The 22,003-nt window shown below is 36.6% G+C and carries 23 protein-coding genes and 1 pseudogene; 13 read left to right on the plus strand and 11 right to left on the minus strand.

Going from position 1 to position 22,003, the window contains the following annotated elements; genetic code table 11:
- Positions 1-180 (minus strand): annotated as a pseudogene (locus ASG38_RS18020) (AraC family transcriptional regulator); the annotation flags it as partial.
- 117 nt (positions 181-297) lie between these two features.
- Here ASG38_RS18020 and ASG38_RS11615 point away from each other — a divergent pair.
- On the plus strand, positions 298-663 hold the full coding sequence (locus ASG38_RS11615; protein ID WP_056070906.1) for a DUF983 domain-containing protein: 366 nt from the start codon (positions 298-300) through the stop codon (positions 661-663).
- A 573-nt stretch (positions 664-1,236) separates the two neighbouring features.
- On the opposite strand, the gene ASG38_RS11620 is transcribed toward ASG38_RS11615, so the two are convergent.
- From ASG38_RS11620 to ASG38_RS11630, 3 genes are read right to left on the minus strand one after another with little or no spacing between them, the layout of a single operon-like run.
- Positions 1,237-2,409: a PepSY domain-containing protein gene (locus ASG38_RS11620; protein ID WP_056070908.1), complete on the minus strand. Its 1,173-nt coding sequence runs from the start codon at positions 2,407-2,409 to the stop codon at positions 1,237-1,239.
- Between the two features lie 3 nt (positions 2,410-2,412).
- Positions 2,413-3,513 carry a PepSY domain-containing protein gene (locus ASG38_RS11625; protein ID WP_056070911.1) on the minus strand — a complete coding sequence of 367 codons (1,101 nt, stop codon included), beginning with the start codon at positions 3,511-3,513 and terminating at the stop codon, positions 2,413-2,415.
- Positions 3,514-5,934, minus strand: a complete 2,421-nt coding sequence (locus ASG38_RS11630; RefSeq protein ID WP_056070914.1) for a TonB-dependent receptor — start codon at positions 5,932-5,934, stop codon at positions 3,514-3,516.
- Positions 5,935-6,298: 364 nt separating this feature from the next.
- Between ASG38_RS11630 and ASG38_RS11635 the strand changes: the two genes are divergently transcribed.
- Complete coding sequence (locus ASG38_RS11635) at positions 6,299-7,354, plus strand: oxidoreductase (RefSeq protein ID WP_056070917.1); 1,056 nt, start codon at positions 6,299-6,301, stop codon at positions 7,352-7,354.
- A 4-nt stretch (positions 7,355-7,358) separates the two neighbouring features.
- Here the strand turns inward: ASG38_RS11635 and ASG38_RS11640 are convergent, their stop codons facing one another.
- The 4 genes from ASG38_RS11640 to ASG38_RS11655 form a co-directional block, all read right to left on the minus strand.
- A complete protein-coding gene (locus ASG38_RS11640; protein WP_056070920.1) occupies positions 7,359-7,790 on the minus strand; it encodes a hypothetical protein in 432 nt (143 codons plus the stop codon).
- Between the two features lie 2 nt (positions 7,791-7,792).
- Positions 7,793-8,203, minus strand: a complete 411-nt coding sequence (locus tag ASG38_RS11645; RefSeq protein WP_056070923.1) for a hypothetical protein — start codon at positions 8,201-8,203, stop codon at positions 7,793-7,795.
- Between the two features lie 30 nt (positions 8,204-8,233).
- Positions 8,234-8,776 (minus strand): RNA polymerase sigma factor, encoded by a 543-nt coding sequence (locus ASG38_RS11650; RefSeq protein WP_056071443.1) that lies wholly within the window; start codon positions 8,774-8,776, stop codon positions 8,234-8,236.
- Positions 8,777-8,889: 113 nt separating this feature from the next.
- Entirely contained in the window at positions 8,890-10,038 is a 1,149-nt protein-coding gene (locus tag ASG38_RS11655) for an SRPBCC family protein (RefSeq protein ID WP_056070925.1), read from the minus strand.
- 131 nt (positions 10,039-10,169) lie between these two features.
- On the opposite strand from ASG38_RS11655, the gene ASG38_RS11660 reads away from it, so the two are divergent.
- From ASG38_RS11660 to ASG38_RS11665, 3 genes are all read left to right on the plus strand, one after another.
- Entirely contained in the window at positions 10,170-12,203 is a 2,034-nt protein-coding gene (locus ASG38_RS11660; protein WP_056070929.1) for a dihydrofolate reductase, read from the plus strand.
- A gap of 136 nt (positions 12,204-12,339) precedes the next feature.
- The gene (locus ASG38_RS18385) at positions 12,340-12,474 is read left to right on the plus strand and encodes a hypothetical protein (RefSeq protein WP_255354207.1); all 135 of its coding nucleotides are present in this window, start codon (positions 12,340-12,342) and stop codon (positions 12,472-12,474) included.
- A gap of 79 nt (positions 12,475-12,553) precedes the next feature.
- Entirely contained in the window at positions 12,554-13,981 is a 1,428-nt protein-coding gene (locus ASG38_RS11665) for a DUF6794 domain-containing protein (protein WP_157486157.1), read from the plus strand.
- Between the two features lie 79 nt (positions 13,982-14,060).
- Here ASG38_RS11665 and ASG38_RS11670 read toward each other — a convergent pair whose 3' ends face one another.
- The gene (locus tag ASG38_RS11670) at positions 14,061-14,249 is read right to left on the minus strand and encodes a hypothetical protein (protein WP_056070933.1); all 189 of its coding nucleotides are present in this window, start codon (positions 14,247-14,249) and stop codon (positions 14,061-14,063) included.
- An 80-nt stretch (positions 14,250-14,329) separates the two neighbouring features.
- Between ASG38_RS11670 and ASG38_RS11675 the strand changes: the two genes are divergently transcribed.
- Complete coding sequence (locus ASG38_RS11675) at positions 14,330-14,713, plus strand: nucleoside triphosphate pyrophosphohydrolase family protein (RefSeq protein WP_056070937.1); 384 nt, start codon at positions 14,330-14,332, stop codon at positions 14,711-14,713.
- A gap of 33 nt (positions 14,714-14,746) precedes the next feature.
- Here the strand turns inward: ASG38_RS11675 and ASG38_RS11680 are convergent, their stop codons facing one another.
- Complete coding sequence (locus ASG38_RS11680; RefSeq protein ID WP_056070939.1) at positions 14,747-15,814, minus strand: branched-chain amino acid aminotransferase; 1,068 nt, start codon at positions 15,812-15,814, stop codon at positions 14,747-14,749.
- A 290-nt stretch (positions 15,815-16,104) separates the two neighbouring features.
- On the opposite strand from ASG38_RS11680, the gene ASG38_RS11685 reads away from it, so the two are divergent.
- From ASG38_RS11685 to ASG38_RS18300, 4 genes are all read left to right on the plus strand, one after another.
- Positions 16,105-16,743, plus strand: a complete 639-nt coding sequence (locus tag ASG38_RS11685; protein ID WP_082482207.1) for a DUF4920 domain-containing protein — start codon at positions 16,105-16,107, stop codon at positions 16,741-16,743.
- A complete protein-coding gene (locus tag ASG38_RS11690) occupies positions 16,743-17,198 on the plus strand; it encodes a hypothetical protein (RefSeq protein WP_056070942.1) in 456 nt (151 codons plus the stop codon). The genes ASG38_RS11685 and ASG38_RS11690 overlap by 1 nt, the downstream gene beginning before the upstream one ends.
- Positions 17,199-17,216: 18 nt before the next feature.
- Positions 17,217-17,876: a tRNA (5-methylaminomethyl-2-thiouridine)(34)-methyltransferase MnmD gene (gene mnmD, locus ASG38_RS11695; protein WP_056070945.1), complete on the plus strand. Its 660-nt coding sequence runs from the start codon at positions 17,217-17,219 to the stop codon at positions 17,874-17,876.
- Positions 17,877-18,029: 153 nt separating this feature from the next.
- Positions 18,030-18,227 (plus strand): hypothetical protein, encoded by a 198-nt coding sequence (locus ASG38_RS18300; RefSeq protein ID WP_056070947.1) that lies wholly within the window; start codon positions 18,030-18,032, stop codon positions 18,225-18,227.
- 39 nt (positions 18,228-18,266) lie between these two features.
- On the opposite strand, the gene ASG38_RS11705 is transcribed toward ASG38_RS18300, so the two are convergent.
- Positions 18,267-19,214, minus strand: a complete 948-nt coding sequence (locus tag ASG38_RS11705; RefSeq protein WP_056070950.1) for a hydrogen peroxide-inducible genes activator — start codon at positions 19,212-19,214, stop codon at positions 18,267-18,269.
- Between the two features lie 119 nt (positions 19,215-19,333).
- On the opposite strand from ASG38_RS11705, the gene ASG38_RS11710 reads away from it, so the two are divergent.
- The 3 genes from ASG38_RS11710 to ASG38_RS11720 form a co-directional block, all read left to right on the plus strand.
- Positions 19,334-19,813 carry a Dps family protein gene (locus ASG38_RS11710; RefSeq protein ID WP_056070953.1) on the plus strand — a complete coding sequence of 160 codons (480 nt, stop codon included), beginning with the start codon at positions 19,334-19,336 and terminating at the stop codon, positions 19,811-19,813.
- 150 nt (positions 19,814-19,963) lie between these two features.
- Positions 19,964-20,257 carry a hypothetical protein gene (locus ASG38_RS11715; protein ID WP_056070956.1) on the plus strand — a complete coding sequence of 98 codons (294 nt, stop codon included), beginning with the start codon at positions 19,964-19,966 and terminating at the stop codon, positions 20,255-20,257.
- An 84-nt stretch (positions 20,258-20,341) separates the two neighbouring features.
- Positions 20,342-22,003, plus strand: a 1,662-nt coding sequence (locus ASG38_RS11720; protein ID WP_082482208.1) for a SulP family inorganic anion transporter, incomplete at its 3' end; no start/stop codon positions are given.

The following is a 22,003-nucleotide window of genomic DNA, read 5'->3' on the forward strand; positions in this document are numbered from 1 at the left end:
AATTTCATGCCTTCCGGAACCTTTCGTAAATAGAATTGTCAGATAGGAATTGTGTTTGTGAGGACGGGTTATCTTGCTGTGATTCTCTGCTATATGGGGAGGAATCCTGTTGACATAAAAATCCTTTTGGCCTTCGCCCAATTTTAACTGACTGATGTCTAAAACGCTAATCATTTCCATAGCATAAAGGTAGGGGAAAAATTTTAAAATGTCCTAATAATACAAATTTTAGCGTAATTAGCCTATTGTTGGAGGGTATTTTGTTTCGGAACTTTGTCCTAATAAAACAATAGAGTTATGTCATTCTTAAAAAATGTAATTCAGAATAAGTGTCCTCACTGTGGAAAAGGAAAAGTATTTAAAACAAACGGCAATCCATTTTTATTCCAGATGCCCGAAATGCACCCGGAATGTTCAGAATGCGGACATAAGTTTGTAAAAGAACCCGGTTTTTTCTTTGGGGCAATGTATGTGAGCTATGCGCTGGCTGTTGGAGAAATGGTAGCTACTTTTTTTATTTCCAGATTGTTTGTTACAAGTTTAGTACACAGCCTTTTGTTTATCGTTGCCGCAGCATTTCTGTTATGCACGATTAATTTCAGATATTCAAGGCTGTTATGGATTTATATGTTTGACAGCAAGGCTAAAGCTAAAGTTAACTAGTTTAAGATACCAGAAGCAATTTAATTTTTTATTTAGCCACAGATTAAAATAATTAAGCAGATTGGGCTAGCGACTTTGTGGCTTTGCGAGAGAATAGTTGCTCGCAAAGCCGCAAAGTCGCAAAACACTATAGTTTACTAGAATCTTTTTGATGCAAAGTTTCTCATAATTTTTAGAATCATACTAATCTGTGTAATCTGTGGCATTTAATACCAACAGATTTTAGAAATCACGTTAATTAGCCCTCTTGATTTTTTTCTTGAACTTTCTGCCATATCTGATTAATAACTTTGTAGCAGGTAATTTTAATTTTTGCCGCAGATTAGAAATATTTTTACTGATTTTTGGCATGAATCATCCTAATCTGTGTAATCTGTGGCATTTAATACCAACAGATTTTAGAAATCACGCTAATTAGCCTTCTTGAACTTTCTGCCATACCTTATTAGGAACTTTGTAGCAGGTAATTTTAATTTTGCCACAGATTAGAAATATTTCCACTGATTTTTGGCATGAATCATCCTAATCTGTGTAATCTATGGCATTGAATACCAACATATTTTAGAAATCAAGCTAATTAGCCCTCTTGGTTTTTTTCTTGAACTTTCTGCCATACCAGATTAAAAATCCTGTTACAGGTAACATGCCGCAGATAAAGCTTGCAATGAAAGCGATTATTTTTCCGGGAATTCCAAGAATTGCCCCAACATGCAGGTCATAGTTAGCCGTAATTAATTTTTCTCCGAAATTTTTTTGGGAATGGTTTCTGTTCAATAGAATCTCTCCGGATTTTTGGTCAAAACGCATTTCATGTGAAACATAATAAGTGTTTTCGTTTTGCTGGACATAAACATCCATAGTTGCTAAAGAATCGGCAGGTTTTCTTAAGCTGAAAGCATCGGCATCGGGATAAGCCAGTTTTGTTTTTTCCAGAACGGCCTCCATTGCATTGGAAATTTTCGGAAGATTTTTATCCGCTTCTTTTGTTACGACTTCCGGCCGTTCAGTTGTGCCGGAACCGGCTACATAAACGGCAGCCTGGAACCATGAAAATGCCCATACCATTCCGGTAAAGGCTATGATTAATGCGATTGTAGCGATATAGAAACCGAAAATATTGTGGATGTCATAATTTTTTCTTCTCCAATTTGTGGTTTCTTTCCATTGGAATTTAAAACGCTGCTTGCGTGCGGCTTTGTTTTTGGGCCACCATAAAATAATTCCCGTAATGAGCATGATGGCAAAAGTGAATGTGGACCAGCCTACAATCTGTTGTCCAAGACCTACCTCCAGCAAAAGACTCCAATGGATAAATTTCACAATATTGAAAAAGTCCATTTCTTCATCGTAAACCGCCAGAATTTCTCCGGAATAGGGATTTACATAAACCGACTTGTAATAGTCAATTGCTCCAAAATAGGTAATTGCATTTTCATTTTTCTTATAGCAGCCAAAAACCCATGTTTTTTCAGGATTGTTAGAAACCTTTACTCTGGAAATTTTAAGATTGTTTCCGATTTTTTTCTGTGTATCGTCCCAAAGCTTTGAAATGGGAATGGGCGCGGATTCCGTTTTGGAAACATACATAACGTCTTTGCGTAGTGCTTCTGTAATCTCAACGCTAAAAACATAAATACAGCCGGTAACGGAAAGCAACAGTACAACCAAGCCTGAAGCCATTCCAAGCCAAAGATGTATTTTTCCAATCCAATGCTTAAAGCCGTATTTGTTTTTCTTCTTTGCCACAGATTATTTTTTTGCCTTTTTATTTCTTCTTCCCCAGAAAATTATAAATCCGGTAATTGGCAGGGCAGCCGCAAGCAAGCTGAGTATAAAAGCAATTATTTTTCCGGTTAGGCCAAAGTATTGCCCGGTATGCAATCCGTAATTCATTTCCTGTAACTGTGTTCCGGGACTTTTATTTTCATATAAATCCGTATTCAGGAGTTCTCCGGTTTTTGGATGAAAATACAGATTGGACTGATGATCAAAATCCAGAGCATCCGGATAAGAACCTGTTATGATTGCTGATTTTTCACCCTGATACCATACAAAAAACATTTCGTCGTTTGGTTTGGCTTTATAAGCTTGTGAAAGGGCAATATCCATTGGATTGGCTTTTGTATTTGGTACCAATGTAGAATCGATTGCCGGTGAAAAGTCATCATTTGGATATTCCTGTCCAAGGTTTCCAACAAAGTACATTGTTTTATGCATCCACTCATAAGAAAATGTCAGCCCAGTCAGCGCAATTACCAATACGAATAGCGAGATGTAGAATCCGGTTACATTGTGCCAGTCATAATTCACGCGTCGCCATTTGGCTTTCCATTTAATCCGGATTCTGTTTTTTAAGTCCTTACGTTTTTTTGGCCACCATAAAATAATTCCTGAAATAAGCATGATGATAAAAATAATTGTTGCTATTCCAACAACATGCTTTCCAATTTCCGGTGGTAGCCAGAGATGCATATGGAGGTCTTCTATAATGGCAAAAAAATCATCTTCTATGCTTTCCTGTTTTAAAAATGCACCGGAATAAGGATTAAAATATAAATTATAAGGTTTGCCGCCAATAGATGAATAAACAATGGCGGGTCTGTCTTTTCCGTAAAAAACAACCATGTCGGCAGTGGCTTCCGGAAACATTGTTTTGGCTTTCGACTGTAATTCTGAAGCTAAAATATAAGATTTGTCCTCAATGTTTACTTTTCTGTAATCTCTTGTCAGATCTTTGATTTCATCGTGAAAACAGAAAATTGAACCAGTGATACTCACTATAAACACAATAAGCCCGGAGGTGAGTCCGAGCCATTTGTGTAAGAATCTTATATTTTTTTTAAAACCCATTTAGAATTTATAAGAAACGCTTCCCATAAAGGTTCTTGGAGCCTGTACGTTGATTGTAGTATAACCGTTAAAATACAATTCATCTGTCAGGTTATTTACTTTTAGGGAAAGCCTGTATTTTGGCTGGTCATAATACAATGCTGCATTAATAACCGCGTAGGATGGCAAAGAGAATGTCTGTACGTCAGCACTATTTCCTGAACCCGTAGGATTTCTGTTATAAATAAACGTCTTATCCGCATAATTACCTCCAAAACCAAAGCCCAGACCTTTCATTTTGGTTGTCTGCAAACTGTAGCTAATCCAATAGTTAATCATGTTTTCCGGACCTGCAGTTTCTGGTCTAAGGCCGTTTACATTAGGAGCAGCATTGTTGATTTTGCTGTTGTTGAACGCATAGCCAATGATAAAGTTCAATCCCGGAATTGGGTTGGCAGTAATTTCGGCTTCAAAACCTTTGCTGGTCTGGTTACCGTCCTGAACGCTTGTATTGGCTAATTGTCCGGCTCTAAGAATGTCTTTAACTTCAATATTATAATAACTGAAAGAAGCACTTAGCTTATTTTGGAACGTATTGATTTTTACTCCGGCTTCAAACTGGTTGGCCTGTTCCGGGTCAAAAGCTTTTAGTTGCGGAGTTCCGTTTACATCAGCCAATTGGTAACCAATGTTTTTAAAACTGTTCTGGTAGTTTCCGAAAACAGAAACCTGGTCTTTTACGATTTGATATACGGCACCAAATTTTGGAGACAGTGCATTTTGGGAGAAAGCACCGGATGTTGTATTGGCAGCCGGGTCAAAATTTCCATCGTTGTTATAATGGTCAAAACGTAAGGCTGCTGAAAGAATCAATCTGTCGGTAATATTAATTACATCAGAAATATAGGCACTGTATGTTGTTAGTGAGTTATGGGTCTTGTAATGCGTTCCCTGCGCAAACAAAGCTTCTGTGGCTTGCGGCGTGAAGTTGTAATAATTGTCGTTAGGTCCTGCATAATTTACCGTGTCAAAGTAAAAGAAGGTAGGAAGGTATCCATAACCTACTTTGCTTTCCATACGGTAGATGTCGCCACCAAGCAGGAATCTGTGTTTCATTCCAAAAAGGTCAAATTCTCCGTTAAAGTTCTGTTGGAATTCGATGATGTTGTCTCTACCATCAATATTCCATACGTTTCTTGACATTTCATTATTTCCCAACAGGTAGAACCAGGTTTGTGGTCCTACAGACTGATTGGAGCTGGTGCTGAATACAGACTGTGATTTCCAGTTGTCAGACATTTGGTAGTTAGCCTCAGCAAAAATATTGGCTGTTTTGGTATTCATCATAAATTCATCGCCTACAAATGAACGTTTCCAGTTCATTTTAATATCAGTGGCACTGTGAAGACCTAAACTGTTTGGAGTTTTGTCAAATGGAATGTAAATTAAAGGCATTGATGAAGCATCAACATTCGATAATTCTGCATCAATAGAGATGGAAAGTTTTTCATTGACCTGGTAAGAGAATGATGGCGCAAAAAAGTAGCTTCTTGTATGGCCATAATCCTGAAAAGTATTGGCATTATTATAAGCTGCATTTACTCTTAGCAAAGCAGTATTGTCATCATTGATTGGTGTATTGACATCCGCAGTAATCCGGTTTAATCCAAAACTTCCTGCCTGGTATGAAATCTCACCGCCAAAGTTGTCATAAGGTTTTTTAGTGACACGGTTAATCAAACCTCCGTAAGAAGTAAGTAAACTACCAAAAAGAGTGGCAGACGGCCCTTTGATACTTTCCAATCTTTCCAGGTTTGAAGCATCGACGTTATTTGTGATTTTTCCGGCAATACCATTTCTTAATAAACTTTGGGTAATGAATCCGCGGGATGAAAAGTAAGAACCTCCATCGCCAACACGGCCGGTTGAAGCCCATAATTGGTATAATCCCGGAATGTTTTTTAGAGCTTCATCCTGATTAACCACCAATTGGTCTTTCATCAGCTCTTTGGTAACCACACTATACACCTGTGCGTTTTCCAGATTTTTGATTGGCATTTTGGAGACATAATTGCTTTCTGCTTTGGTATATCTGTTAATGTTGCCGGTAATTACCACTTCTGCCAATGTTTCATTCTTGCTGTTCAGTGAAATGTTTTCTAAAGTTGTGATTGCATTTTCTGTGATAGTGAAAGCTACTTCTTTAGAGGTATATCCAACAAAGGCAATTTTTAAGGTATAATCGCCTGGCTTTATGTTCTGTATTTCGAACTTACCATCAGTACCGGTCTGGGTTCCGAATCTTGTGCCATTTACAGTAACTGTTACAGATTCAAGTGGGGTATTGTCTGTAGAAACAACCCGTCCATTTAATGTTCCGTTTTGCGCAAAGGTTATGGCGCTAAATAAAACAATGGCGAGCGTTATTATAAGCTTATTCATTGTAGTGAGATTTGTTTAAGTTTAAAATTTGGTGCAAAAGTAATTCTCAAAAAACAAGCAAACAAGATTTATTTAGAACAATTAAAAATAAATTTGAAGTTTTATAATTTATCTAAAATATAAAGAGTATAATTGTGTTACTGTTTTTTTTATTCTTTATATGATGCGATTTTTTCAACAATTTTTTTTCTTTCGTGAATAATTGATTTTTACTGTTTTTTAGTCTAAAATTTTACAGCATTCTTTCGTTTTGTGTTATAAATGCATTTCAACGAATTTTTTTGCTTTTTGCTGATTGTAAGTGATGATTTTGAGTTTGTTATGAGTTCTTTCGTTTCTTTGCAGCCTATAACCAAAAACAACCATGAAAAAAGTACTGTGTATTTTTTTACTATCCGTTGCATTTACCCAATGCAAGCATGAAATAAAACCTGAAAAAAACCATTATTTTTCAGATGTTATTATTGATACGCTTTGGCAGGATAATTTTAGTATCAGGGCAATTCTGATAGAAAATGATAAGCTATGGTATGCTGCCGATAAGGGAAAATATGGCTACTACGATTTAACTTCTAAAGAGAAATTTCAAAAAACGATTTCAAAAGATACGGTCAATCCTGAGTTTAGAAGTATTGCAAAAAACAGCAGTGCTATTTTTGTGATGAGCGTTGGCACTCCCGGATTGCTTTACAAAATAGCGAAAGATGGCTCCGAAACGAAGCTGGTTTATAAAGACGACAACGAAAAAGCCTTTTATGATTCAATGCAATTTTGGAATGATAAAGAAGGTATAGCCGTGGGCGACCCTATTGGTGGCTGCTTTTCTGTGATTATTACTAGAGATTCCGGAAATACATGGCAGAAAATACCTTGTGAGAAACTTCCAAAAATAGCCGAAGGGGAAGCTGCTTTCGCAGCCAGTAATACAAACCTTATTGTGAGGAACAATGCGGCATGGATTGTTTCAGGAGGAAAGCGAGCCAGAATTTTTTATACTTCAGATAAAGGAAATTCATGGGAGGTTTCAACAACCCCGATTGTTCAGGGTGAAGCAATGACAGGCATTTTTTCAGCCGATTTCTATGATGAAAATATCGGATTTATTGTGGGTGGGAATTATGAAAAGCCAGAACTGAACTCAAAAAATAAGGCGTTGACCATAAATGGCGGTAAAACCTGGACATTAATAGGAGACAATACAGGGTTTGGATATGCTTCCTGTGTGCAGTTTGTTCCCGAGTCGGGAGGGAAACAGCTGGTGACGGTTGGTTTTTCCGGATTGCAATATTCTTCAGACAATGGTGCTACCTGGAAGCAATTTTCTAAAGATAAAGATTTATATACGATTCGTTTTATTGACAATAACATGGCAATTGCTGCCGGAAAGAATAAGATTGTCAGGATAAAATTCAAAAAATAAGGTCCTATTTTCTAGGACCTTTGTCTTTGTACTGACGTAATAATTTTCGGTTGAAATCATCTTCCGCCTTTTTCAGTTTTAAGATTTTTACAGGCGAGAGTATTGTTTTCAGGCTGCTGACCAATTTTCTTCTGTTTTGAAACAATTCGTTTTCATAATCTTCCATCTGGTTGATAAGAGCCAAAGCCTCCTTGTCTGTCATCGCATCCATCGCATCCAGTTTTTTTCCTAAGGCACGCATTTTCTGATGTTTTAATTCGAATTGCTTCTCATCAAATGCATTATAGACAGGCCAGAATTTTGCAGCTTCATCAGAAGTGAGCGAAAGTTCAGTAGTTATAAAAGCCGTTTTTAAGGACTTGATTTGTTCTCTTTTATCGTCCTGGGCAGAAGCAGTTAATCCAAAAACGAGCAAAATAAGAAATAGATTTTTCATAATTATTCTGTTAAGTAGTTTTCTAAATTAGTATTGTCGGACAGGGCACTTTCTACAACGGCATCATCAATTTTAAGGTCAGATTCCAATGCTTCGATATCTTCCTTGTCCAGAAGATTAATCAGGTCGTATTGGCTTATAGTAGATTGGTAGGCCAGGTAATTTTCTAAACTTTCACCATCGATAGCAGCATTGTTGGCAGGTTTGTTTAGAAAAGGAATTGCAAATCCAATTATAAGCACAGCCGCTGCAGCCATAAACCAGTTTTTCCTTCTCTGGAAAATTGAGCGTACCGGTTTTTCATTGGAGTCAATCCTGGCTAGCATCTGTTCCGAAAAGTTTTCAAAATAGTTATCGGGAGTTTTGAATCCCGGCTTTATTTTTGGTCCGTTTTCTAAATTAAATGAGTTCATATTCTTTTGACTTTATAAATCTGAAAAGGTTTAATGTTTGAGCATATATTCTTCTACTTTCTTTACCGCATGATGGTATGAGGCTTTTAAGGCACCTACAGAAGTGTCCAGGATTTCAGATAATTCTTCATATTTTAATTCTTCAAAATAGCGCATCTTAAAAACCAACTGCTGCTTTTCAGGAAGTGTTGCTATGGCTTTCTGTAACTTTAGCTGTATTTCATCGCCTTCGAAATAATCATCGGCTTTCAGGCTTTCAATTTGTTTTTGCTGGAAATTTTCATTGGTCATACCATTCCGCCTGGCTTTTGCGTTCAGAAACGTTATGGCTTCATTGGTGGCAATCCGGTACAGCCAGGAAAATAATTTACTTTCGCCTTTAAAGTTTTTCAAATGTTGGAATACTTTTAAGAATGTATTTTGCAATACGTCGTCAGCATCATCATGGTTTAGGACAATATTACGGATATGGCTGTATAAAGGTTTCTGATAGGATGACAGCAATGTCTGAAACGCTTTATTCTGCGTTTTAGGGTCCAATAATTCTTTTATGAAAGCCTGTTCGTCCAGCAAAAGCAATTTCTTTTTTTAAGTAAGACTAAAGATAACGGAAAAGGTTTAATACTGAATTAAACTATCCAATAAAAAAGCCGGACGATTGTCCGGCTTTTGGTATCTATTGGTTTTTATTCTATGACCTGATTTTCTTTAACAACCGGTTTGGCTGGAGTTACAGTTTTTGTTGTATTGGTTGCCGATGTAGTTGTTTTTACAGAAGTTCCGCTAACGGCTGGTGTTGTAACCGCTTCTGTTGGGGCAGATTGTCCAACCGGAACATAAATTTCTGTGATCCATTTTGAAGGATTCTTTACCTGTGCAGCAGAAGTTACATAAACCTCAATATAGCTTCCTGATTTATTTTCAGTCAGGTTGTTCTTTTTGATATGGGCCAGAGCTTTATCCCAGGCTTCTTTTCCGTGCGAATAGTCTCCTTTTAAGGTTGTTTTCAAAGCCTGGAAAGGTTCTAGCTTACCACTTGTGTAATCGCTTCCTTCTGCAGTAAAAATCTCTTCGCGCATTGGAAGACATACAGAAAAACTTGCCTTATTGTTTGGAACGTCGTAGGTATTGTAAAGAATAAAAGGACTACCTGTTAGCGCAATATTATTATCTTTAAAAAAGCGAAGCATGCTCGGCAATATGATTCCAACATTTTTTTGGACTTCTGAAATTTTGCAGGTCACTTTTTGCTGGAAATAATAACCTCCTGATTTCTGTACAACACCATCCACCTGTATTGAGTAGGTGTTGATTTCATAAGAAATGACCTTATCCAGTTTGGCAAGGGTGCGTTCCTGCATATCGCCAACCATCTTCTTTGCACCGCCTTTAAATATTGCATAGGCTTTATCCATGAAACTTAGCTTTCCTTGTGAGTGCCATGTGACTTTCGTACCGCCAACGGTGTCTTTAAATGTAAGATAGGCTTTGCCTTCGTTACCTGAAAAAGTGGTTTTTTGTGCAATACTGTCGTTTTCTTTTTCAAATACTGTTTCGGTTTTTCCTTCACCGGAACTGCCTTTCCATGTATAAAAAGCACCTTTCCCTATAGTTGTGTCAGAATAAGTAAACTGCATGTTAGGGTCATCATCTTTCCAGGAACCAAAATCTTCCCAGTTTTTATAATCGTTGACATAACTGAAGACAACAGATTTCTGCGCCTTGATTATTCTGCTTTGTTCGGATTCATATTCACCGGGCTGGGTTGCTATATAAACAGTCAATCCAATAACAGCAAGAAGAATAAGGAGCAATATGTATTTCAGTATTTTCATAAGGTTTTTTATTAGGCACTTTTCGCAATACAAAAGTAAGAAAAATAGTTTGATATCGATTGGTAGAATATCTCGCTTCAGTTCCGTTAGGAAATCATTATATTTGTTTTTTAGTAACTAAAACTGAGCATATGAAATTAAAAACCATTGCAGGAATGTTTCTTGCATCGGCATTTCTTGTCTCTTGCGGAAAAGACAAAGAAGAGCCGAAAGAAGTCGCGGCAAACACAGGAGATTTTCAATATGAAGTCGAGCAGTTTGCAGATATAAAAGTATTGCGTTATCAGGTTCCGGGTTGGGAAAAGCTTACCCTCAAAGAGCAAAAACTCGTTTATTATCTGACGCAGGCTGGTATGGCGGGCCGTGATATTCATTGGGATCAAAACTACAAGCACAATTTAAAAATTAGGAAAGCCTTAGAGAGCATCTATGAAAATTATAAAGGAGATAAGGCTTCGGAAGACTGGAAAAATTTTGAAATCTATTTGAAAAGGGTATGGTTTTCTAACGGAATCCACCACCATTATTCCAGCGATAAGATTAAACCTGCTTTTACGAAGGAGTATTTCCAAAAATTACTGTCGGAAACAAAAACGACACTCGCCCCGGAAATAGTAGAAATCCTGTTTAACAATCAGGATGCTAAAAAAGTAAACCTGGATGAATCAAAAGGATTGCTCGCTGGTTCTGCAGTAAACTTTTATGATAAGGGAATTACAGATAAAGAGGCTGAGGAATATTACAAGACAAAGAAAAGTCCGGATGCTAAAAGACCGTATTCTTTTGGACTGAACTCAAAATTAGTGCGTAATGCCAGTGGCCAGATTGAAGAAAAAGTATGGAAAAGCGGTGGTATGTACGGACCGGCTATCGATAAAATTATTTACTGGTTGGAAAAAGCACAGGGAGTTGCTGAGAATAAAAAACAAGGTGATGCGATTGGCCTCTTGATTAAATATTATAAAACCGGAGATTTAAAAACATGGGACGATTACAACATCGCCTGGACGGAAGCTACGGAAGGAAATATTGACTACATCAACGGATTTATTGAAGTATATAACGACCCGCTAGGTTACAGAGGTTCTTACGAATCGGTTGTACAGATTAAAGACTTCGATATGTCTAAAAAAATGGAAGTGATTTCTTCCAATGCACAATGGTTTGAAGACAATTCAACCCTAATGCCGGAGCATAAAAAGAAAAATGTTGTAGGTGTATCTTACAAGGTGGTTGTCGTAGCTGGCGAATCAGGTGATTCTTCACCTAGTACTCCAATTGGTGTCAATCTTCCAAATGCGGACTGGATTCGTGCTGAACATGGTTCTAAATCGGTTTCTTTAGGAAATATTGTAGATGCTTATAACCATGCAGGTGGTTCTGACCGTTTGAAAGAATTTGCAAACGATAAGGAAGAAATTGAACTGGAAGAAAAATATGGTGAAGTTGCAGACAAATTGCATACGGCATTGCACGAAGTGGTAGGCCATGCTTCCGGACAAATCAATCCGGGTGTAGGAACGCCAAAAGAAACATTGAAAAGTTATGCTTCAACTTTGGAAGAAGGAAGGGCTGACCTGGTTGGTTTGTATTATTTGTACAATCCAAAACTACAAGAGCTAGGCCTGGTTGACGATTGGAAAAAAGTAGGTATGGCAGCTTATGACGGTTATATCAGAAATGGATTGATGACACAGTTGATTCGTTTGGAGCCGGGAGCTGACATTGAAGAAGCGCACATGAGAAACCGCCAGTGGGTGAGTGCCTGGGTTTTTGAAAAAGGTAAAAAAGATAATGTAATTGAAAAGATTACCCGTGACGGTAAAACGTATTTTAATATTACAAACTACGAAAAACTTCACGAACTTTTTGGTCAGCTGTTGAGAGAAACCCAACGAATCAAATCGGAAGGTGATTTTGCAGCCGGAAAAGCATTAGTAGAAAACTATGGTGTAAAAGTAGACCAGAAATTGCATAAGGAAGTTTTGGAAAGAAACAAGAAATTCAAATCGGCACCTTACAGCGGATTTGTAAATCCGGTTTTGGTTCCTAAAACAGATGCCAAAGGAGAAATCATTTCTTTTGAAATCCAACAGCCTAAAACGTTTGCTGAGCAGATGTTGTATTATTCTAAAACATATGGTTTCTTGCCTGAAGAAAACTAACAGCAATTAAAGCTTAAAAGCAGCCCCAAATAGGACATAACTATTTGGGGCTTTTTTATTTAGTTTTTTTTTGAAAACATTTTTGTTTATATTTGAATATCTCCCACGCCAAAATAAGTATCTAAAAGCCAATAACATGAAACAGCTTAAACGCACACCTTATTTTCTCGTGTCGGGAATATTCCTGTTCCTAAGTTGCCAGACCGAAGAAATTCCTTTCAATACTACTTTTGAAATTTCCTTAAAACAACAATGTCCAAAAATTGAGTGACATAATGCTGCAGGCAAATTAATTTGAAATGCCTATTCGATACTATTCAAAATTTAACAACCTAAATATTATACACCACATGAAAAAAATTTATCTTATAATAGCCATGTTATCTCTGCAATCCTTACATTGTCAGATTTCAGGAGGATTAGCTTCTAGCTCAGAAACCTTCTCTTCCAATGGGATATATAAACTAAAATCATTTTCATATGATAATATGGTACCCAATTTAAAGGGAGAATCTTTTGTTGTCTATAATGATAAAGGCGAACGTAAAAATTTCTATAAAATTAACCGCTCGTTTGATTTATGGGATAGTGAGCCCTTTTTTGTGGCAATAAGCAATGATGGAAGAAAAATCATTTATATTAAAAACAAGGTTTATTACCGTGGTGAGGAGCATAAAGATGTAACTATATATCTTGATGGTAAACTTACAAAAACGTATACTACTGAAGAGTTTATCGATTGTGACCGTCAAAAAGAAAAATGTGAAATGTTTTACGAAAATAGAGATCAATTGTTTAAACCTTCTAGGGCAACCTTTTTGGAATACAATGAGAGTGTCACTGAGCAGGATAAATTCCTAAATAAGAATTATGTATTCAATAAAAACGATACAATTTATATTACAGATGGTAGAAAAAAGGTCACTCTGTTTGATTTAAATAACCTGAATATTATTCAGTCAAAAATAAATTTTGATTCTCTCTATCCCAAAATTAAAAATGTTGAGGTAAAACGAAGCCTTACGTCTTCTTATAAATATCCCTTCAAGTATATTACTGATATAGAAAATACTCAAAACATGAAAAAACTATCTCAAACAATAAGTGAAATGTCAAATCTAAAGTATATTTCATTATATGCTGAGGATTATATTAAATATAAATTGCATAAAATAAAATTATCAGGCTATATGAACCGCAGCGGAAAATTTGAAATAGATAGTATCTCAACAGATCCGATTTTTGACCAGCAAAAAATTATTAACTATATTAATAATACAGTATTCAATGCCGATTTCATTCCCAAAGGAATTGATAAAATTTACGTTGATAATTTTTATGGTGGTTACAGAAGTTTTGATAATAAAATTGCAGAGAAAGAAACTATAAAGGCGAAGAAAAAAGAAGAGGAAGAATACAAAAAACGTCTTACCTTAGATAAAATAGGTAACTTTTATATTCCAAAAAATCTGTATGAATGCAATACTGAATTGGACAAAATATTGGGTTTTGAAAGCAAAAAAAAGCTCACCGAAGCTAAAGGCTCCACCAGTTTTAATGCTCATGGTGGGGGATTAGGTATGTGGATTAGAAATAATTGGGGAATCAATGGAGGCTCCAGATTGCTTAAATATTTTCAAGATCGGCATATTGGAAAAAAAGCATTTGAAAATGACTTCATATCCGCTACTATTATAGAGCAATATATTAAATGGTTGAAAGGCGACAAAAACGCTTGGGAAAAATGGGAAAAGCAAAATCCTGTTAAACTAAATTAAAGACGATAGTAAACATAATAATAAAGGCAAAAGAATTTTGCTGATAAAACAGCCGTATAATCTGAAATAAATAACCGGTTTAATGCTTCAAATAAACCTTTATAACAAAAAGCAATCCGATAAAAGCTAAAAAGCCTAATAAAACCAGATAACTTCTTTTATAAAATATCTTGTGTAGTTTCAAATCTTTTCGGTAGGCATAAATCATTGCTACAATAAATGCGATAACAAAGAAGCCGGCAAAAGTCCATTGACCTTGAGTAAACATAGTGGATAAGTTTTTGTGCAAAAGTAATTATTTGTATCCAAAAGTCAGTATTTTGCAGTACCATTTAATTTTTGAAAATCATGCAGAAACAACTCAATGCAGTAAAAGAATTCCACCAGGCATTTGGCCTTGGCGTAAGTGAGACTCCTAAGGGAGATTTAGGCGAAAGCAAAAACTTGCTACGCTACAATTTGATGAAAGAAGAAAACGAGGAATATCTTGAAGCCGTTCAGAATGATGATAAAATTGAAATTGCTGATGCTTTAGGCGACATGCTTTATATTTTATGCGGAACTATCATTGAGCACGGATTACAGCATAAGATTGAAGAGGTTTTTGATGAAATCCAACGTAGTAATATGAGCAAGCTGGGAGAGGACGGAAAGCCGATTTACCGTGAAGACGGAAAAGTGATGAAAGGGCCAAATTATTTTAAGCCTGATTTCTCTCTGATATTGAAATAAAAAAAATCCCGAAAATATTCGGGATTTTTTATTTTAGATTTTTACCGTCCAATCAAAAGGGTCTTCCGCCAGTTTGTACTGAATATTGGTCAGTTTTTCTTTCAATTGCAAAGCAATGGAGTCTTCGACTTTTGGAAGCTCGAAATATTCGCCTTTATAAGAGAACCCAACAATCGGATTAACTACAGCGGCGGTTCCTGCGCCAAAGATTTCTTTCAGAGTACCATTTTTAGCTGCTTCCACCAATTCCCAAACCAAAACGGAACGTACCTGTATGTCAATGCCTTCTTTTTCAGCAAGAGTGATAAGGCTTTTTCGGGTTACACCGTCCAAAATCCTTTCGCTGGCTGGTGCCGTAAACAGGGTGTTGTTAATTCTGAAGAAAACGTTCATAGTTCCTGCTTCTTCCAATTTTGTATGCGTGGCATCGTCTGTCCAGATAATCTGCTGGAAACCGTCTTTATTGGCCAATTGTGTCGGATAGAATTGAGCTGAATAATTCCCTGCTGCTTTTGCAGCACCAATACCGCCGTTAGCAGCACGGCTGTAATGTTCGGCGATGATTACTTTTACTTCTCCGGAATAATAGGATTTTGCAGGAGAAAGGATAATCATAAAACGATATTGTGATGATGGGGCGGCTACAACACCCGTGCCCGTTGCAATCATAAAAGGACGGATGTAAAGCGTATTGCCTTTTCCTTTTTTAACCCAGTCTTTTTCTATTTTTAAAATTTCATGAAGCCCGCCTAAAAATACTTCTTCAGGAACCTCAGGCATGGCCATTCTTACTGCCGACTTATTAAATCGGTCAAAGTTTTCATCCGGTCTGAAAAGCCAGACGTCATCATTATTGTCTTTGTAGGCTTTCATACCTTCAAATATAGCTTGTCCGTAGTGGAAGACTTTTGCCGAAGGATCCAGAAGGAATGGCTCATAAGGCCTGATGACAGGCTTTTGCCATTTTCCATCTTTATAATCACAAACCAGCATATGGTCAGTAAAGATGTTTCCGAAGACAAGATTTTCGAAATCAACATCATTAATCTTGGTTGATGATGCCCTGATAATGTCAATTTCGGGATTATTTTTTAGATTCATTGGTGTGAGGTTGGTTTAGGTTTTAAATAATTGAAAACCAGCTGTTTTTGTTAATGGTTGAATGCTGATTTTCAATAGTTATAATCAATGCTAAATTAATAAAAATTGGAAAGTTTTTGGATAAAAAGGCAATTATATTCCAACTTGTCTGTTGCTTTTTGTGAATTGATTGTACCAGATTCAAAATCTTGTATAATTAGCAATGAAACTTAAAATTTATTAATCAGGAGGGCGTTACTTTTGAGGAAACTCTCTATTTTTGTAACGAATTAAAAAAATATATCCTAATCATGAAAAATATATTTGTTTTGGCTTGTTCGCTGGCAATTTTTGCAAGCTGTGCCGATAAAAATAAAGAAACAGAAAAAACAGAAGAAACGATTCAGACACCGGCCGATAGTCTGCCTAAGACAGATTCAGTTGCCGTAGCACCTGTAGAAGCAACACAAACTCCTGAAGTTGATGCTAAAACTGCGGCTAAAGGAGATGAAGTAATCGAAGTGACTCCGGCTAAGGAAATAAAAGTTGAGTATGCATCATTTGGAGATAAGATTTTAGCTGACAAGGCTTTAAGTAAAGAACAGATGTTCCAGAAATACAAGTCTATGAAAAAAGGTGACACGATAGCGGTGAAATTCAAATCGAAAATTAACTCTGTCTGCAAGAAAAAAGGATGCTGGATGAAGATGGAATTACCGGGTCAGGCAGAATCTTTTGTGCGTTTCAAAGATTACGGTTTTTTTGTTCCATTAAATGCTGACAGCCAGGAGGCAATCGTTAGCGGCAGAGCTTTTGTTGACGAAATCTCTGTTGCCGAGTTAAAGCACTACGCAAAAGATGGTGGAAAATCTCAGGAAGAAATAGATAAAATTACTCAGCCTAAAATTACGTATGCTTTCCAGGCTGACGGAGTTTTAATCAGCAAATAATGAAAAAATACCTTTTGATTTCCGGAATTATTATGGCCTTTTCAAGCTGTAATAAGAAAGAAGAAGCGCAGCCCGCTGTTAAAAAAGAAGTTCCTGAAAAAACTACAGGAGCAAAAGAGTTTGAGATGTATGAGATGTCTGAAATGGCCGCTCTTATGGAACAAATGTATGTGGATAACCAGCGTTTGAAAGAACGTATTAAAAATGGCGATACCATTGGCAAGTTTCCTTCTCACTTCTTAGAAATTCATAAAAGAGCCATGACGGATGAGGCTGAAAACGATGCCTTTTTTAAAGAACAGGCAGCTGTTTTTATCAAAGCCCAGGAGCAGATTTATGAAGACCCTAAGAATGCCAAGGCTCATTTCAACAAAGCGGTATCGGCTTGCGTTACCTGCCATGAAGTGAAATGTAGCGGACCGATTCCGAGAATCAAAAAATTGTTTATAGAATAATAAATTCATGCGGCTATAATGAAAAGAGAAATTATCCAGACTTCGGATGGTTCGACATCAATTCTGCTTCCCGAATGGAACGAAACCTACCATTCAAAACACGGAGCAATACAAGAGGCCAAACATGTATTCATACAAAACGGACTTTCCTTATTTCAAGGTCAGTCCGTTTCCATTTTAGAAATAGGTTTTGGCACCGGACTCAATGCTTTTATAACCTATCTGGAAGCCCAAAAACTTCAGCAAAAGATAGAATATACGGGAATTGAAGCCTATCCGGTTGCAGCCGAAGATGTGCTTAAAATGAATTATGTGACTGAATTGGATGCAGAAAGTGAAAAAGACATTTTTTTAAAGATGCACGAATCCGATTGGAACCAAAGGGAAATACTGTCTCCTGATTTTTCATTAGAGAAACAAAACATCAAGTTTCAGGAAATAACCGACACCAATCAATACGACCTGATTTATTTTGATGCTTTCGGATTTAGGGTACAGCCCGAACTATGGAGCCTGGAAATTTTACAAAAGATGTATGCGGCATTAAAACCTAACGGCATTTTGGTTACTTATGCCTGTCGGGGTCCTATAAAAAATGCAATGACAGAAGCAGGTTTTTTAACCGAAAAGCTGCCTGGACCTCCAGGAAAAAGGGAAATGCTGAGGGCGAGGAAGTAAGCTTGATTGTAATATTTAGAAATCAAGAATTAAATGTTAATTAATACAATACTTTTTGTGAATTAACGTTTTTTTAGGGAATTGAGTATTTAATTTCAGTAAATTTACCAAACGTTCTTACAAAAGCATTAACCTCCAAATTAAATTTTGACTATGACAAGACCTATGTTTGCTTATACGAAATCTATTCTTGAAAGAGTGAGTTTCGACCCCTTGTTGTTCTGCAAAGAGCTTGAAAAAGCGATAAGATCGTTACTTCCATATGAAATTGAGCAATTAACGGAATGGCTTTTAAGCTACACAGTCGAAAAACCGGAATTGAAACAATGTCTATTAATTGTTAACAAATAAGAAAAGGAGCCAATCGGCTCCTTTTTTATTTAATTCCTTTTATTGATTCTTTTTGGATAGCGGACTTATAATCTGCACGTTTTGAAAAACGATTGCTCCTTTTACAACACCGGCAATAACCTGGCGTAAAGCGTCAATAATATGTATTTTCAACTCACTTTTCGGAAATATAAGGCTGACTTCACGCGCTGGTTTTGGTTCCTTAAAATGGCGTAATTTCAGCTTGTCCTTTTCTTTTAAATCCAAAGTGTGCAAATAGGGAAGAAGCGTAGTACCGAGTCCTTCATCTGCCAGCTTAATCAGGGTTTCAAAACTTCCGCTTTCAATCTGGAAGGGCGATGTTTCGGAATTGTTTACGTTTTTACACAAATTTAAAATACCGTCCCGGAAACAATGTCCGTCCTGCAAAAGCAATAGCGAATCGACATCAATATCATCGACTTCTATTTCTTCTTTATGGAAGCTATGGTGGCTCTCAGGAAAATAAGCTACAAAAGGTTCATAATACAAGACAATTTCTTTGATTTTCTCATCTTCCAAAGGAGTAGCCGCAATTGCGGCATCCAAATGGCCGTTTTTGAGGCGTGTGATAATTTCCTCTGTATTATGCTCTTCTATAATCAGTTTTATTTTTGGGTATTTTTTAATGAAATTATTCAGGAACATCGGCAATAGCGTAGGCATAATAGTCGGAATAATCCCTAATTTGAATTCGCCTCCAATAAATCCCTTTTGCTGGTCAACAATATCCTGGATTCTGTCAGACTCATTGACTATGTTTTTAGCCTGAGTTACTATTTTTTGCCCTATTTCTGTAAGTTGTATCGGTTTTTTACTCCTGTCAAATATTAAAACTCCGAGTTCGTCTTCGAGTTTTTGGATTTGCATACTCAACGTGGGCTGAGTAACAAAGCATTTTTCTGCGGCAAGTGTAAAGTTCTTATTCTCGGCTACTGCCAGAACATAATATAATTGTGTGATTGTCATTAGTATAATATTTTATGATGCAAATATAAAAAACTATAATATTTATTTATGATTTGTTTTGTCTTATTTTTTGTAACTTTATAGTAGATAAATTTTACGAACCAATAAAAATAACAGAAATGAAAACGAATATTTTAGGACTGCCAGTTAAAGAAACCGAAGAAATATCAAACGATTTAAACATATTGTTATCCAGCTTTCAGGTGTATTATCAAAACCTGAGAGGTATACATTGGAATATCAGAGGGAAACGTTTTTTTGACCTCCACGTGAAGTTTGAAGAATTATATAACGATGCCCAGCTAAAAATTGATATGATAGCAGAAAGAGTGCTTACTATTGGCGGAAGGCCACTTCATACTTTCGAAGATTATATGAAGAACAACAAGCTAAAAGTAGGGAAGAATATTTCTGTAGATGAAGAAGCAGTACATCTGATTGTTACTTCGCTGTCTGACCTCTTAAAGATTGAAAGAGACCTTTTGTCGAAATCTGCAGATGCAAATGACGAAGGTACCAATTCTATGATGAGTGACTTTATTAAAGAGCAGGAAAAAACAATCTGGATGATGAAAGCCTGGCTGGAAGAAAAAATATAAGCCGGTTCGTTTTTCAGCAAATTATTTTGATGATTTCTATGAAAGAAGCAACAGCTAAGCGACTTTAGCTGTTGCTTTTTTGTTGTTAAAATTTGATTAAATTAATTTATCATGTTTTTAAATAAGAATTAAATCTCTAATTTCGCGCATATGAAACTGGCTGTTAAAATAGTATTGTTAATGTTTATGACTTTTATTGTTACTCCTACCATTGTAGGATTGATAAAAAAAGACGTTGACACATCTATGGTTTACAGCATGTCGGAAGAAGAACAGCACAATCACAATAGCTGTAAAGAATTAAAAGCCGACTTTAAAGTTGCAGATTACCTGACTTTCTCACACTATACAGAAAGTTCTTCAAGCCTTATCATTTCACAGCACAGTTTGAAACATGATAATGCGGCTTCGACTATCTTTTCTCCACCGCCTGAACAGGTTTAATACAATTTAGGATTTTGAATACTTCAAAATCTGAGGTCGTATTTTTTAATGCGACTAAAATCCTTGTATTAAATTTTTTTAGGTATGACAAAAAAAATCAATCTTTTTGCTAACCTTAAATCAGATTTTGCTTCTGGTTTAGTGGTTTTCTTGGTAGCATTGCCATTGTGTTTGGGTATAGCCCTGGCTTCTGGAGCGCCACCATTATCAGGTATAATTGCTGGAATCGTTGGGGGTATAGTTGTCGGGTTTTTAAGCCGGTCACATATCAGCGTGTCCGGCCCTGCAGCCGGCCTGACTGCAATTGTTTTGACAGCTATTACTGATTTAGGTGCTTTCAATATATTCCTGACGGCAGGACTAATAGCCGGCTTGCTTCAATTAATATTAGGCTTTATCAAAGCGGGAAGTATTTCAAATTATTTCCCTACCAATGTTATTGAGGGTATGCTTGCGGGTATTGGTGTCATCATTATTTTAAAGCAAATTCCACATGCTGTTGGTTACGACAGTGATTTTGAAGGTGATGAAACTTTCGTGGAAAAAGGTGGCGGCAATGCTCTGGAATCTTTAATGGATTCATTAGGACACCTGCAACTGGGAGCCATTCTGATTACGCTAATATCTTTGACCATCCTGATTTCATGGGACAAATTCAGTTTCTTAAAAAAAATGAAACTGGTACCGGGAGCTTTAGTGGCTGTTATAGTAGGTGTAGTGCTGAATGAAATTTTTACAGCTTCCGGCAGCTCACTGGCTATTTCTAAAGAACATTTGGTTTCTTTACCGGTTCCGCAATCTTTTGATGATTTCAAAAATATCATTGTCACTCCTGACTTTGCCGGATTTATGAATCCCAAAGTTTGGGTTGTGGGTGCAACGATTGCCATTGTGGCTTCTATAGAAACACTTTTATGTATTGAAGCATCAGACAGGATGGATACGCAAAAACGCTATACAGATACTAACGTAGAGTTGAAAGCTCAGGGAATTGGAAATATGTTGAGTTCATTCCTGGGAGGATTGCCTATGACTTCGGTTGTAGTCCGTTCGTCAGCAAACGCAAATGCAGGAGCTAAATCCAAGATGTCTACCATTATTCACGGTGTCTTATTACTAATCAGTGTATTGTCGATTCCGGTTCTGTTGAACAAAATTCCTTTGGCAACCCTGGCAGCCGTTCTTTTGATGGTAGGATACAAATTAGCAAAACCTACCGTGCTTATGCATTTCTGGCATAAAGGCAAGTATCAGTTTGTTCCTTTCATTATAACCCTACTGGGAGTTGTTTTCCTGGATTTGCTAAAAGGTGTTGCTTTGGGTATCGCTATCAGTGTTGTGTTTATCTTGAGAGGAAACCTGAAAAGAGCCTACCGTTTCAGAAAAGAAAAATTTGAAGATGGTGATGTTATCAGAATAGACCTGGCACAAGAAGTATCTTTCCTGAATAAGGCAGCAATAAAGACGACTTTGGCTGAAATACCTGAAAATTCTAAAGTAGTAATCAATGCATCAGATACGGTTTATATCGCCCATGATGTATTGGATTTGATTCATGAGTTTGCCACCATCAGGGCAGCTGATGAAAACATTAAGGTGAAACTTAAAGGCTTTAAAAAGGCATATGAACTGAATGATATTGATGACAAAGCCAATCATGTTTTCTTTGAAAACTATGAAGAAGCCAGAGCCAGAAAGCAAGCCAAAGCAGATTATGACCGATGCATGGCATTAGTAGAAAAATCG

This window comes from Flavobacterium sp. Leaf359, from assembly GCF_001423985.1.
Taxonomy (GTDB): domain Bacteria; phylum Bacteroidota; class Bacteroidia; order Flavobacteriales; family Flavobacteriaceae; genus Flavobacterium; species Flavobacterium lindanitolerans.